The 15217-nt window shown below is 41.2% G+C and carries 12 protein-coding genes; 4 read left to right on the forward strand and 8 right to left on the reverse strand.

Annotated elements, in window-relative coordinates:
* Positions 1 to 271 precede the first annotated feature (271 nt).
* The gene (folA, locus tag M998_RS06460) at positions 272 to 763 is read right to left on the reverse strand and encodes a type 3 dihydrofolate reductase (RefSeq protein ID WP_068441123.1); all 492 of its coding nucleotides are present in this window, start codon (positions 761 to 763) and stop codon (positions 272 to 274) included.
* 299 nt (positions 764 to 1062) lie between these two features.
* Between folA and M998_RS06465 the strand changes: the two genes are divergently transcribed.
* Positions 1063 to 1677 carry a LysE family transporter gene (locus M998_RS06465; protein ID WP_068441120.1) on the forward strand — a complete coding sequence of 205 codons (615 nt, stop codon included), beginning with the start codon at positions 1063 to 1065 and terminating at the stop codon, positions 1675 to 1677.
* Positions 1678 to 1736: 59 nt separating this feature from the next.
* Here the strand turns inward: M998_RS06465 and ftsP are convergent, their stop codons facing one another.
* The 7 genes from ftsP to nudF form a co-directional block, all read right to left on the reverse strand.
* A complete protein-coding gene (gene ftsP / locus M998_RS06470; protein ID WP_068908111.1) occupies positions 1737 to 3143 on the reverse strand; it encodes a cell division protein FtsP in 1407 nt (468 codons plus the stop codon).
* A 441-nt stretch (positions 3144 to 3584) separates the two neighbouring features.
* Positions 3585 to 4322: a 1-acylglycerol-3-phosphate O-acyltransferase gene (locus M998_RS06475; RefSeq protein WP_068441116.1), complete on the reverse strand. Its 738-nt coding sequence runs from the start codon at positions 4320 to 4322 to the stop codon at positions 3585 to 3587.
* A 96-nt stretch (positions 4323 to 4418) separates the two neighbouring features.
* Complete coding sequence (gene parC / locus M998_RS06480) at positions 4419 to 6674, reverse strand: DNA topoisomerase IV subunit A (protein WP_068908113.1); 2256 nt, start codon at positions 6672 to 6674, stop codon at positions 4419 to 4421.
* A gap of 39 nt (positions 6675 to 6713) precedes the next feature.
* On the reverse strand, positions 6714 to 8609 hold the full coding sequence (gene parE, locus M998_RS06485; RefSeq protein WP_068441109.1) for a DNA topoisomerase IV subunit B: 1896 nt from the start codon (positions 8607 to 8609) through the stop codon (positions 6714 to 6716).
* A gap of 88 nt (positions 8610 to 8697) precedes the next feature.
* Positions 8698 to 9279, reverse strand: a complete 582-nt coding sequence (yqiA, locus tag M998_RS06490; protein ID WP_068441106.1) for an esterase YqiA — start codon at positions 9277 to 9279, stop codon at positions 8698 to 8700.
* A 7-nt stretch (positions 9280 to 9286) separates the two neighbouring features.
* Complete coding sequence (gene cpdA, locus M998_RS06495) at positions 9287 to 10126, reverse strand: 3',5'-cyclic-AMP phosphodiesterase (protein ID WP_068441103.1); 840 nt, start codon at positions 10124 to 10126, stop codon at positions 9287 to 9289.
* Positions 10127 to 10396: 270 nt separating this feature from the next.
* On the reverse strand, positions 10397 to 11035 hold the full coding sequence (gene nudF / locus M998_RS06500; protein WP_068441100.1) for an ADP-ribose diphosphatase: 639 nt from the start codon (positions 11033 to 11035) through the stop codon (positions 10397 to 10399).
* 328 nt (positions 11036 to 11363) lie between these two features.
* Between nudF and tolC the strand changes: the two genes are divergently transcribed.
* The 3 genes from tolC to M998_RS06515 all read left to right on the forward strand — a co-directional run bounded on the left by tolC (position 11364) and on the right by M998_RS06515 (position 15100).
* A complete protein-coding gene (gene tolC, locus M998_RS06505) occupies positions 11364 to 12755 on the forward strand; it encodes an outer membrane channel protein TolC (protein WP_068441097.1) in 1392 nt (463 codons plus the stop codon).
* A 479-nt stretch (positions 12756 to 13234) separates the two neighbouring features.
* Positions 13235 to 13930, forward strand: coding sequence for a DUF1190 family protein (locus tag M998_RS06510; RefSeq protein ID WP_068908120.1), 696 nt, complete (start codon positions 13235 to 13237; stop codon positions 13928 to 13930).
* 6 nt (positions 13931 to 13936) lie between these two features.
* Positions 13937 to 15100 carry a glutathionylspermidine synthase family protein gene (locus tag M998_RS06515; protein WP_068908114.1) on the forward strand — a complete coding sequence of 388 codons (1164 nt, stop codon included), beginning with the start codon at positions 13937 to 13939 and terminating at the stop codon, positions 15098 to 15100.
* The last annotated feature ends 117 nt before the right edge of the window (positions 15101 to 15217 follow it).

Raw genomic sequence — 15217 nt, forward strand, 5'->3', positions numbered from 1 at the left:
AAACACTTCAAGTTTTAGCCAACAACGCGACGGCTTGAAGTATCATCTAGCTCAATCAATAATACCCAATATAATTCGAGTCAGCCAAGCCCAAAATAGAGCGTAGCCAACAACGCAGCGGCTTGAAGTATCATCTAGACCAATCAATACACAAAATAATTCGAGTTGTCGCTAGGCGGCAAGTGAAGCTAAGCCCTAGAAGCATACAAAAGTATGTGACTAGGGTTAGTGAGCGTAGCCAACAACGCGACAACTTGAAGAATGAAGGGTATTAGCGCTTAGTTAAAATCTCAAAACAATACCCATGCGTATCATGCTCATCGGCTTCATGATATTCAGTAAATACTGAATCCCACTCATCCGGCTCATAAATAGGGAAATGAGTATCACCAATAACTTCTGCATCTACATGTGTCAAATAAAGCTTGTTCGCGAGTGGTAGGAACTGCTGATAAACTTTACCACCACCGATAACCATAACTTCATCATTGCCTTCAATAGCTTGTGCCGCAGCCAATGCCTCTTCTATGGAGGTTACCCAAATAACACCGCTGTCAGCACCCGGTTGGCTGCTTAAAACAATATTAACGCGCTGAGGTAATGGACGGCCTATTGATTCATAAGTCACACGCCCCATGATAACGGGTTTATTTAACGTATTACGTTTAAACCATGCGAGGTCGCCAGGTAAATTCCAAGGCATCGCTTTTTCCATGCCGATAACCTGATCGATCGCCATTGCTGCGATTAAGCTAATATTCATTTACTCACCTTAGAAACTAGATATAGATATAAAAATTGAGCACACTATACGTAAAGAGAATTGCTTCGTCGACTAAATTTAAGCTTCCTTAAACAGGAACTCTTAACTTATACTCGAAATGTTAAATTCAATACATAAAGTGACATTAAAAAATAAAATTTATCCCCCAGACAAACCCAAAATATGCGTATCGGCCTATAAAAAACCCGATTCATGACGATTATCCCATACGCTAAATCGCCATTAGTAAACCAATGCATAACTTGAAGTATGACAGGCTATATAAAAGAGATAATAACATGTACGAAACCAGTATAATGGTTGCCACCATTGCAGCACTTGGCATGCTTTCTCCAGGACCCGATTTCTTTCTTATCGTTAAAAATGCGGCGCGATACCAGCGCTCAGCCGCATTGATGACAGCATTAGGCGTCATTACCGCCATTGCGCTACATATGTCTTACTGCGTTGCCGGTCTTGCCGTATTAATCACCACTACGCCTTGGCTATTTAATATTTTAAAATACGCAGGTGCGGTGTATTTGATTTGGATAGGCATTAAAAGCTTATTGCCACAATCGGGGCAACACATCGATTTAAATACCACTCAACATGAAAGAGTGTCATTTAAAAAGGCCTTTATGCAGGGCTTCCTATGTAATGTTTTAAATCCCAAAGCAACATTATTCTTCCTTGCCGTATTTACCCAAGTACTTGATATTAATTCTACCTTCAATGAAAAATTATGGTACGCATTTATTATCTGGGGATTAGCCATTATTTACTGGCCAATATTAGTATTTTTGATTCAAAGTGCCCCCGTTAGAAGGGGTTTAGCTAAAGTTCAAAAATATGTTGATAGAGTGTTAGGCGTTATTTTAATTGCCTTCGGAATCCGTGTTGCACTGAGCTAATATATTCACTAAACTTGAAAACATATAAAAAAAGCAGGTATTTAGCCTGCTTTTTTTATTTACTCTTGTGGCGCAACCACCATCTGTCCTACTGAACCTAAATCCGCTTTTTCTAAATTTTGGCTATAGAATAAGAATGGAAAATGGTTATACGATGGTTGCATCATTTGGACTAATAACTCTGTGCGTCCATCAACCCAAACGGTATCTTTCCAACCATAGTCTTCAGGTTGCGTTGGTTGCCCGTTGCTATTGATCACTTTAAAACGTACACCTTCAATATGAAACGCTTGGGGCTCGCTACTCGTAACCGTCCAACGCTCCCAATTACCTTGGCGGCTTGCAATATCCACTCGGTTAGTATCAATGGTCACATTATTAATACCAAAGGGCTCGTCTAAGCGGATCTCGCGGTTAGTGATCCCAGAGGTAATCTGCGTTTTATCTTCAACAAGTTGTGTTGGTAAAGCATCAGTCACTAATGACATCAACCCTGTTGCTTTAATCGTTAGTACATTAGTTGAAATTAATGAACTGGATGGCTCAAATAACCCTTTCATTCTATCCATAAATGTCGCTGACTCCCCTGCGGAGATCGTCAACTCTTGGGTTTTCGTCATATCAACCAAAACTTCTCGACGCTCACCGGGTGCAAGTGAAAGTTCTTGAATATTGACTGGCACGGTCAAGAAACCTTGATCTGAAGCTATCAATGCAAATGGTCGACCATCGCTGATTTTCATCACATACCGTCTTGAGTTAGATGCATTTAATAATCGTAAACGCACCCAACCTCTCGAAACTTCAACATAAGGATCCTGCACTCCGTTAACAAGCAATGTGTCACCGAGAAAACCACGCTCTTCAGCTTTATACTCAGGAACGCCAAAGTTATCTAATCTTTTATCTTGAATAATAATGGGGAAATCATCAACACCGTAATGGTTCGGTAAACGTAAACTTTTACTTGAGTCGTCATCAATAATCCACATACCAAGCAGACCATTATGAACTTGCTCGCCCATTTGTCCTTGTGTATTCGCATGATACCAAAGTGTTGCTGCCTTTTGGCGGATTGGGATCACTGGGGACCAATCCGCATTGGGGGAAATTAATCTCGCCGCACCACCAATTTGCGTCCCAGGGATTTGCAACCCACTGATTGTCATGGAAACGGGAACCGTTAATCTATTGCTATAAATTAGCTTTAAATCGTCTCCATCTTTGACTCTAATTGTAGGTCCAGGTGATGAACCATTTACACCCCATGTATCTGCTGAGTATTTACCATCAAATGACCAATGTATTTTTTGTAATGTTAAAAATAAAGGTTGGCCTGAGCGTGACTCTAATAATGGAGGAACAGGAAGTGCCCTTGCTCCATTCGCACTAACAATAGTTGGCGCATAAGACAGGCACAAAGCCACCCCTGCGATAAGAAGGGATTGGCACCGACTGAATGACATAAATTCTCCGCTAAATAAAAATTCCAGCGCTTGTTATTGTTAGATATTCGAAATGTTTCGCCATTTTTATGGCTGTTTTAGGTTAGCGCCAGCAATATTAATACTCGCCATACTTTAAGTCGCCTAATTGTTGATTATGTTTAGCAACTCGAATTAATAAAACTATATGGAACGGTATCTTCGTATCATGATATCGCGAAAGATGCTTAAATTCTAAAAGTATCTTTGTGAATAATTAAAATTTAATTAATAGGTATAAAAATAGTAAGGGTTATTTATTAGATGGATGCAAAATAAATGTCGCTAAATAAAAATAATTCTTACTTCAAATATTTCATTAAAAAATAAGGCAGTTTGTAATGACGCTCTTAAAATGAATAATGAGCGAGAAACTTACAAGAAGCCACTCGCTCACCAATAATTTTTCCGTTTAAAAAACAGTTACTTTTGTGCTTTTTTATTCATTTGAGCCACTTCAAGATCAAGCTGTTTAATTTTATCTTCCATTAGGCGATGGCAATACTCAGACAGCTCCCTGACTTGTTCACGACTGTATTTTGAAGTGTCTATTGGGTCTAACATTTCAATAATGACATGGCCGTTATCCCAACGGTTTAACTTGACTCGACCTTCAGTGCTAGAGGCACAGACGGGTACAATCGGCACACCGGCAGCAATCGCGGCATGGAATGCACCTGTTTTAAAAGGTAATAAACCACGACCACGGCTACGCGTTCCTTCAGGGAACATCCAAACTGATATTTTACGCTTAGTAATTTGGTCAGCAACTTGGGAAATTGTATTATGCGCTTTAGAGCGATTCGCCCTATCAATCAAAATATTTCCCGTGATCCAGTATAAAAAACCAAAAAACGGCACAAACAGTAAACTTTTTTTACCCACGGTTACCGTTCTTGCCTGAACACCATTAGATATAGTGACCATGTCATAATTGTTTTGATGATTACCAATATAGATACTTGGGCCATACTTTTTTGCCGCTTCAGGTATACGGTAAACCATTTTAATACCGAGTACTCTCGACAGTCGGCCAAACATATGACCAAAGGTCATCACATGTTTAGGATTACGGGGGCTAAACAGACAATAAATTGTTCCTCCCACGCAGATCAATATCGTACAGATAATGATAATAATCGCTCGAATCAGCGCTAACATACTAACCCCAAATTTTAAGGGGCTTACCGCCCCATAGTTAAAATTACTTCTCCATTATTTCTACCGGAAACAATGGAGTTTTTACTTAAAATATTATTAACTTGCGTCTACAGGCTCAATCTCTATACGTTCAATATTATGCATTCCACGAGGTAAAGATGTCCCCTTACGCCCACGTTCTGAACGATATTTTTGCAAGTCTTCTGCTTTAAATTTCAGTTTACGCTTACCAAAATAAAGTGTCATCGACGCTTGAGAGGGTAATATCATTAACCAAGCCAGTAAATCCTCGCCCGTTGCCGCTTGAGCGCCGGTAATATTAATAATTTTATTCCCCTTACCTTTAGAAAGTTGAGGTAGATCAGCAACAGGGAATATCAACATACGACCCGCTTTGGTGATTGCCAACAAGAGATCTTCTTGCTCGTTATGCAACTCAATGGGCGCAAGAACTTTTGCATTTTCAGGTAATGAAATTAGTGCTTTACCCGTTTTATTTTTCGTTACTAAATCATTAAATGTACAGATAAAACCATAGCCGGCATCTGATGCCATCAAGTATTTTTGCTCTTCTGGCGCCATTAATACGTGTTCAATGGTTGCACCAGGCGGTAGCGTTAACCGACCAGTTAGTGGTTCACCTTGACTGCGGGCAGAAGGTAGCTCTAATGGATCAACCGAGTAGCTTCGCCCCGTTGTATCGAGGAATACCGCGGCTTGATTAGTTTTACCTTTTGCTGCGCTTTTAAAGCCATCACCCGCTTTATAATTCAGGTTAGTCGGTTCAATATCATGGCCTTTAGCACTGCGTACCCAACCCATTTCGGAGAGTACAACGGTAACCGGCTCTGACGGCAAAATCTCGTGCTCACTCATTGCCTTCGCTTCTTCACGCTCATGCAATGGGGAACGGCGATCATCACCATACAGTTTGGCATCCGCCTGAATTTCTTTCTTAATTAAAGTATTGAGCCTACGTTCTGACCCTAGAATAGCTTGTAATTCATCGCGCTCTTTTGCTAATTCATCTTGCTCACCACGAATTTTCATTTCTTCAAGTTTGGCTAACTGGCGGAGTTTTATCTCCAGAATTGCTTCAGCTTGCGTATCTGAAATATTAAAGCGCGACATCAAGACAGGTTTAGGCTCATCTTCTCCACGAATAATTTCAATTACTTCATCAATATTCAGATAAGCAATTAATAAACCATCAAGGATATGAAGACGTCTTAGCACTTTCTCTAAGCGATGACTTAACCGATTACGTACAGTTTGACGACGATACTGGATCCATTCATTAAGGATCTCAACCAGGCCTTTCACTGATGGTCGGTTGTCTAAGCCAATCATATTTAGGTTAACACGATAGCTTCTTTCTAAATCTGTTGTTGCAAATAGGTGGGTCATTACCTGTTCAAGATCAACGCGATTACTGCGAGGAATAATCACCAGACGTGTTGGGTTTTCGTGGTTGGATTCATCACGTAAATCTTCTACCATCGGGAGTTTTTTCCCCCGAATTTGGCTGGCTATCTGCTCAAGGACTTTGGCACCAGAAACCTGATGAGGCAATGCAGTAATAACGGCATTACCGTCTTCTTTTTCCCAAACAGCACGCATGCGCACAGAACCACGACCCGTTTGATAAATCTTACGAATATCATAGGGGGACGAAATAATTTCCGCTTCAGTTGGATAGTCAGGCCCTGGCACAAAGGCCATAATATCTTCAAGTGTTAGGGTCGGTTTATCCAGTAACGCAATCACCGCATTGGCAACTTCACGGGCATTGTGAGGTGGAATATCGGTCGCCATTCCCACCGCAATCCCAGTGGTGCCATTAAGCAGTATATTCGGCAAACGCGCTGGCAACATTTTCGGTTCATTCATTGTCCCGTCAAAGTTAGGCACCCAATCAACGGTGCCATGTGCGAGTTCACTGAGCAATGTTTCTGCGTATTTAGATAGGCGTGACTCGGTATAACGCATCGCAGCGAATGATTTAGGATCATCTGGCGCCCCCCAGTTACCTTGACCATCAACTAATGGGTAGCGGTAAGAAAAGGGTTGAGCCATCAAGACCATTGCTTCATAACAAGCACTATCACCATGTGGATGATATTTACCCAGTACGTCCCCGACGGTTCTGGCTGATTTCTTATATTTAGCTGAATTGCTAAGTCCAAGTTCTGACATAGCATAGACAATACGGCGCTGAACAGGTTTTAGTCCATCGCCAATAAACGGTAACGCCCTATCCATGATGACGTACATCGAATAGTTCAGATAGGCGCTCTCAGTAAAGGCATGGAGCGGTAAACGCTCGACACCATCATGAGTAATTTCACTCATTCAATACGTTCCTTACTCTTTCTCATCACTTTTCGGATGTTAGACATCAATTTCCGCCATGTCGCCTTTCTCTTGTAGCCAGTTTCGACGGTCTTCTGAGCGTTTTTTCGCGAGAAGCATATCCATCACAGCAAGAGTTTGTGGGTAGTTTTCATCATCAATGATTAACTGAACAAGGCGACGTGTATTAGGATCTAACGTTGTTTCACGCAATTGAAGCGGGTTCATTTCCCCTAGCCCTTTGAAACGCTGGACGTTTGGCTTGCCTCTTTTGCGGCTTAGCTTATCGAGGATCGCATTTTTCTCGCTTTCATCCAATGCATAGTGGGTTTCTTTACCTAAATCGATTCGATATAACGGCGGCATGGCCATGTAAACATGCCCTGCTTTCACTAAGGCAAGAAAGTGACGCACAAATAACGCGCACAACAGGGTTGCGATATGCAATCCATCCGAGTCCGCATCCGCAAGAATACAGACTTTACCATAGCGTAATTGGCTCAGATCTTCACTGTCAGGATCCATACCGATCGCAACAGAAATGTCATGTACTTCTTGTGAAGCGAGTACCTCATCAGAGGAGACTTCCCAAGTATTCAAAATTTTACCGCGCAACGGCATGATGGCTTGATATTCACGATCACGTGCTTGCTTCGCCGAGCCCCCCGCGGAGTCCCCTTCCACAAGAAATAACTCAGTCATACTTAAATCTTGTGAGCTACAATCTGCCAGCTTACCGGGTAATGCAGGGCCACTGGTCAGTTTTTTGCGAACCACTTTTTTCGCCGCACGCATACGACGCTGAGCACTCGATATCGCCATTTCGGCTATTTGCTCTGCAATTTGGACGTTTTGATTCAGCCATAGGCTAAAGGCATCTTTCACGACACCAGAAACAAATGCCGCACATTGGCGTGAAGAAAGACGTTCTTTTGTTTGCCCTGCAAATTGCGGATCTTGCATTTTAACGGAGAGAACATAAGTACAGCGCTCCCAAATATCTTCCGCCGATAGTTTGATACCACGGGGCAATATATTGCGAAACTCGCAAAATTCACGCATGGCATCCAATAACCCTTGGCGTAACCCGTTAACGTGAGTACCACCTTGCGCTGTTGGGATCAGGTTAACATAGCTTTCGGTGAGCATTTCCCCACCGTCAGGTAACCATAATAACGCCCATTGCGCCGCTTCTGTTTCACTCGAAAATTCGCCAGTAAAAGGCTTTTCAGGTAACGTTTCTAAGCCATCAACGGATTCCATTAAGTAATCCGTTAACCCATCACTATAACACCAGCTTTGCTCAGTATTATTGAGCTTATCTTTAAACGTGATTTTCACGCCAGGGCATAAAACGGCTTTTGCTTTTAAGTTATGAGTTAACCGTGAAACCGAAAATTTAGGGCTATCAAAATAACTGACATCAGGCCAAAAATGTACACTGGTTCCGGTGTTACGCTTACCACAAGTGCCTATTACATGTAGATCTTCGACCTTATCACCATTTTCAAATGCGATTTGATGGACTTGACCATCACGGCGGACAGTAACTTCGATGCGTTTAGACAGTGCATTAACGACGGAAATCCCTACACCATGTAGTCCGCCAGAAAATTGGTAATTTTTATTTGAAAATTTCCCCCCCGCATGAAGCTGACCTAAGATCAACTCAACAGCGGAAACTTTCATTTCAGGGTGAATATCAACAGGCATACCACGACCATCATCAATAACTTCTAATGATTGATCGGGATATAAAATAACTTCGATGTGCCCCGCGTGCCCAGCAAGGGCTTCATCGACACTATTATCAATTACTTCTTGTGCCAAATGATTCGGTCGACTGGTGTCGGTGTACATACCAGGACGACGGCGAACAGGCTCCAAACCACTGAGGACTTCAATGGCCTCTGCGTTATAACTAGATTGAGTCATGTTGTCATTCTGCGGTAAATGGGTGATTAATTGAACTATTCAATCAGTGAGTTACTGGTGATAATAACAGTGAACATACGTTTTGGCACTATTTCTCTATTAATTCCAGAAAACGTATCATTTGAGGGAAGTAGGCTTCAATACCAACAAATGCATGATTACCATCGGGTTCTACCGTTTGCTTGCTCTTTGAAAGATAGGTAACAGCTTCACGATAATCAAGTACTTCATCACCCATTTGTTGAAGAAGCCAAATCAAATTGGGTGATTTCAAGTGTTCAATATGCAACGCTTTTAGCTCATCAATATGCTTTGGTTCCAACATATAACTTTCTTGCGTATAGGGATTAGTATTTTCCCCTAAATAATCTTGCAACAAATCAAAGGGACGAACCGCAGGATTAATGACCACCGCAGGAAGGCGGTAACGCTCAGAAAACCAAATAGAAAAATAGCCACCAAGAGAAGAACCGACTAGGCCTATTTTCTCATGCTGATGCTGTGAAATAATTTCATCCAACATGGCTTCTGCTTGTTGTGGGAAATTCGGCAATTGCGGCACAATCATATTGATATGTGGATAGTTGGCTTCAACCCATTGCTTTAAGCTACTCGCTTTAGCAGACTGAGGGGAGCTATTAAAACCATGTATATAAAGGAGAGTTGGCATAAGTAAATTAATAACCGTCTGAATCTAAATCAGGGCTAAACTCCCGGGTATTTAAACGATGAACTATCGTATTCACCTGCTTTTCGCCTTGAGAATTAACGCTCAACTCAAGATAACGCCAACCTGGTGCAACGGTATCTAACGCAAAATTAGTGCAATGAGGTTTAAATTGAACGCATGTGGATGGCGTAGCCAATAAACGAATACCATGCCAAAGTTCATCCATTTCTTGATGAATATGACCACATAACATGGCTTTTACATTGGTATAAGGCTTTAGATAGTCAGCTAATATATGCGAATTTCTCAGACTATGCTGATCAAGCCATGTGCATCCAGAAGGGAGAGGATGATGATGTAACATCACTAATGTCGCTCGTTCTGGTTGATTATCTAGACAATGCTTCATCCATTCGAGTTGCTGTTCCGAAAGCTCCCCATGAGGGACGTCTTGCAGTTGGCTATCAAGCATCAAAACCTGCCATTCATCACCAATCAAAATTTGCTTAGCACAGGAAATGCCCGCGACTCTCAGTGATTCCACCATCGCGGGTGGATAGTCATGGTTGCCCGGTAGCCAAACGCAAGGTGCAGGAATTCTTTCAATCCCTTCAGCAAAATGTTGATACGCTTTTGGTGATTGATCTTGAACTAAATCCCCTGTCGCCACGATTAGGTCGATAGGCAAATTTTGTTCTATAATAGCATCAAGAACCGCTTGATAACTTCGGTAAGTGTTAATCCCTAAAAGGGTTTTTTCCGTATCAGCAAAAAGATGCGTATCAGTAACCTGTAAAATTCTCACGACGTTTGAGTTCTTTGCAGTCACTTCAAGCTGGCTGTCCAAAAGTATTCCTTTTCCTTAAAATATTATCTAAACCCTAAACTATTCTATTCGCTATAACTATACAGAGACTCAACATCTATATAATTTGAAGTATAGCTTACCGTAATTATTCTAGATAACCCGAGTTACAAGAAGGCGGCAATCGAAGCTACCCCGAGGAGCATACAAAAGTATGTGACTTGGGTCGCTGAGTACAGCCAACGCACTTGCAGCTTGAAGTATGACGAGTAATGGGTTGAATATCTGCTAATCAGCACACACTTCCCTAATTTAAAACACTTTCATCCATTTTTCATGGAGTTTTTGATAATTGAGTTGTAGCCACTGGATAGCGATGACTGTTGCTGCGTTGTCAATAGTACCATCGTTAACCCATTGATAAGCTTGATCACGGCTCACGACATGGACTCGTATATCTTCATTTTCTGTCGATAATCCATGTATGCCTTTGGCTTTTTTACTGTCGACTTCACCGATATAAACGTGCATACGTTCGGTTGTTCCCCCGGGACTCGAAAGATAGCTTAATGCCTTTTCTGCCCGTTCAATCACTAAACCCGCTTCTTCCACCGATTCACGACGAATAACCTCTTCTGGTGATTCATTTGGCTCTATCATGCCTGCTACGGCTTCGAGCAACCACGGTGTCTCACTGGTTTCTATTGCAGGAAGGCGAATTTGTTCAATCAAAACGACATTTTCTGTTTTGGGATCATAAGGTAAAACAACGCCAGCGTGTCCGCGCTCAAATACTTCTCGGGTTATCTCATTGCTCCAAGAACCTTCAAATAATCGATGACGAAAACGGTATTCTGTCATTTGAAAAAAACCGTTAAATAATTTACGCTTAGATATAATTTCAATATCATCTTTACCGTATTTAAATGGGCGTTCTGTTTTATTTTCCATTGCATTCTCCTAAGCCACAAATTCCATATTAAGGAAAAATTGTGGATTAAAACAGTTTTTAAGGCTTTTTAACCTCAAATGAGGTAATGTTTAAACAAATTGGGACGAAATGGCACAAAAGGCTACCGTTATCACAACCGATACTCTGTTACAATGTGCGCCATTATTTAAATTTATGAGCAACAATAGGCCTGTTGTAATGACTGCCTCTAGAGTCAATGACATTGAATTATTTACAGTAATAATTAAATGTCATTGACCATCAAGAAGCACGATACGTTTTCGGTAATAGGCTCAACATAATTTGCTGTTTAATCAAGGAATCCAAATGAAGAAACTGCTTCCCCTTTTTATTGCAATGAGTTTTGTGGGTCTCAGTGCTAATAGCTATGCAGAAGATTTACTTCAGGTTTATCAAAAATCAAAAGAAGGTAACCCTGAGCTCAGAAAATCATTAGCAGAACGTAACCAAGCTTTTGAGAAAATCAATGAAGCACGTAGTCCATTACTACCGCAACTCGGTTTAGGGGCTGGTGCAAGTTATGGCAGTGGTTACCGTGATGCAAGAAATACAGAAAGTACAGGCCTGAATGCGTCATTGAAATTAACCCAAGTCGTCTTTGATATGGCTAAATGGCGTCAACTGACTGTTCAAGAAAAAACAGCCGGTATTTCCGATGTCACTTACCAAACAAGCCAACAACAACTTATTTTAGATACTTCAACGGCTTATTTTAATGTGTTAAAAGCCATTGATGCATTATCTTATATTGAAGCAAACAAAGAAGCTGTTTACCGTCAATTAGACCAAACAACTCAACGCTTCAATGTTGGGTTAGTCGCCATTACTGACGTGCAAAATGCCCGTGCTAACTATGATAGCGTTATTGCCCAAGAAGTTTCGGGTCGTAACGACTTAGAAAATGCGGTTGAAAAATTACGCCAAGTCAGTGGTGTTTACTATAACCAGCTTGCATCATTGAATATCGACCGTTTTAAAACAACCGATCCTGATCATGTTGATGCCATTTTAAAAGAAGCAGAAGAGCGTAACCTTAGCTTACTGAGCGCACGCTTAGCGCAAGATGTTTCACGTGAAAACATCCGCTTAGCTGAAACAGGTCATATGCCAACGGTGAGTTTAGACGCAGGAACCAGCGTGACGAATACTTATAACCATGGCAGTGGTTATAACAACCAAATGACGGGCACGGGTGCTAGCAATAGCTATAACGGTCAAAACAGTGTTGGCCTGACCTTAAGCGTTCCTCTTTATTCTGGTGGTGCAATCAGCTCACAAGTTGAACAAGCTCAATATGGCTTCCAAGGTGCCAGTGAACAGCTTGAAAGCATTTATCGCAATGTTATTCAATTAGTTCGCTCATCTTATAACAACGTTTCTTCATCTATTAGTAGCATCAATGCATACAAACAAGTTGTTGTATCTGCACAGAGCTCTTTAGATGCAATGGAAGCAGGATACCAAGTAGGTACTCGTACTATTGTTGACGTGTTAACTGCAACGACAGCGCTTTACCAAGCAAAACAAAATCTGTCCAATGCCCGTTATGATTACATGATCAATCAACTGAATATTGAATTTGCTCGCGGAACATTAAATGAAGACGATATTTCTCGTCTGAATGCTAGCTTGGGTAAAGAAATTGCAACCTCACCAAGTAGTATTATCCGTAATATCAATGCCCCGAAAATTAATTAATTTTTAATTTTCAATAAAATAACCCGCTAAAATAGCGGGTTATTTTTTATGCTTATTCAAAAGTCCTGGCAATTCAATAAGCATAAAAATATAAATATACAACGTTGACTGCACTAATCTGGTCAGATTAATTTTTATTTACCTTCTTTTGTAAAACTTAGCCAATTCTCACTCTGCTTTCTTTTATTTTGCTTCAAAAAAAACCATCTATTAATCCATTGATATTAAAGAAAAATCAATAATTAGTAAGATTAAGATAATGAATCAATCATCAAAAACTGGGTTAATCTCATAAAAATGATAATTTCGCCTTATTTGTACTGCATTTCTGCTTTAATTTTCAGCGCATATCCCCTATCCTAGAGCTATTATTAATATACTTGCCATACTTCAAGTTACAGGGCTATTGCTGCCATGCAGCTTCGAGTATTTTGGGTATAACACCTTACTTACTTTTATTCAGGGTAATAACCATGACCATGAAGCGCACCAAAAATATTAACCAAAACGCCTTCCGTAAGTCTTGGCGTTCATATCGTTTAGCGCCAGTTGCCGTTGCAGTTAGTGCTGTTTTTATGCTTTCTGCCTGTGAAGAAAGTGATGAAACCGTTTCGCTGTATACCAATGCACAGGATTGTAGCCAAGCGAATCCTTCACAAGCTGAACAGTGCACGGTTGCTTATAACAATGCTTTACAAGAAGCAGCAAAAACTGCGCCTAAATATGAAACGCAAGCGGACTGTATTGCTGAGTTTGGTGAATCCATGTGTACTCAAGCACCAGCGCAAGCAGGCCTTGCAGGAACTAGCTCAACCAATGGTGAACAAACTGCACAAGCACAAAGCGGTGGCGGCAGCATGTGGATGCCATTGATGATGGGTTACATGATGGGCCGTATGATGGGCGGCGGTGCAGCCTCTCAACCATTATTTAGCTCAAAAAATCCAGCTAGCCCAGCTAACGGCAAATTTGTTGATGCATCCGGCAAAAGCTATGGCTCTGCAACGGCCGGTGGCCGTTCAATGAGTGTACCAAAAACTGCGATGGCGCCTAAGCCACCGACAACATCGACTGTCACTCGTGGCGGTTTTGGTGATAGCATTAATAAACAAGCTATGGCGCAACGTTCGTCTTCATCTGCAAAATCAACTTCCTCCCGTTCAATGGGTGGTTGATAAGTAATGAAACGAGTACCCATTGTTGAACGCCCGAATTGGCGTGAAAAAGCCTCTGAATTTGGTTTTGAATTTCACACTATGTATGGTGAGCCATACTGGTCTGAAGATGCTTACTACCAATTTACGATGGCTCAAATTGAAGAGATTGAAGATGCAACGGCTGAATTGCACCAAATGTGCTTGAAAGTCGTTGAGCGTGTTATTGAAAGTGATGAATTGCTCGCGCGTTTTCAAATTCCTAAGCACTGTTGGGAGTTTGTCCGTAGTTCATGGAAAAGCGAACAGCCTTCATTATATTCAAGGCTTGATCTAGCCTATGATGGCGTGAATCCACCAAAACTACTTGAAAATAATGCAGATACCCCCACGTCTCTGTATGAATCTGCCTTTTTTCAATGGGTTTGGCTGGAAGATCAAATCGCAGCTGGGAATCTACCAGAAAATGCGGATCAATTTAATAGTATTCAAGAGCAATTGATCGAACGTTTTACACAGCTAAAAGATCAATACGGTTTCCGTCTACTGCACATGTCATGCTGTCGTGATACTGATGAAGATAGAGGCACCGTGCAATATCTGCAAGATTGTGCAAATGAAGCAGGTGTTGCCACTGAATTTTTGTATATCGATGAAATTGGTTTAGGTGAAAAAGGTGAGTTCTCCGATACGCAAGATCAGGTTATTAGTAACCTGTTTAAATTGTATCCTTGGGAATTTATGCTACGCGAAATTTTCTCAACTAAATTGCAAGATGCCGGTGTTCGCTGGTTAGAACCTGCATGGAAGAGTATTATTTCTAACAAAGCGTTATTGCCAATGCTGTGGGAAATGTTCCCAGATCACCCAAATTTACTGCCCGCATACTTTGCTGATGGTAATAGCAAGCCAGAACTTGATAAATATGTGATTAAGCCACTATTCTCTCGCGAAGGTGCAAATATCCGTATTATCGATAACGGTAAAGAAATTGCCTCTGCTGATGGCCCATATGGCGAAGAAGGGATGATTATTCAACAATTCCACCCACTCCCTCAATTTGAAGGTAGCTATACCTTAGTCGGAAGTTGGTTGGTAAATGATCAGCCTGCAGGGATCTGTATTCGTGAAGATAAAGAATTGATCACTCAAGATTTATCGCGTTTTTATCCACATACGATCATCGACTAAAAATACGTTAATCATTTAAATTAGCCCAAAGCATTGATGTGCTTTGGGCTTTTTCCTGTATGTTTCTTATCTTTTAGGGTTTCCCCAAAGAACCTCCCACAACATCCTAAATAATTT

This window comes from Providencia heimbachae ATCC 35613 (assembly GCF_001655055.1).
Classification (GTDB): domain Bacteria; phylum Pseudomonadota; class Gammaproteobacteria; order Enterobacterales; family Enterobacteriaceae; genus Providencia; species Providencia heimbachae.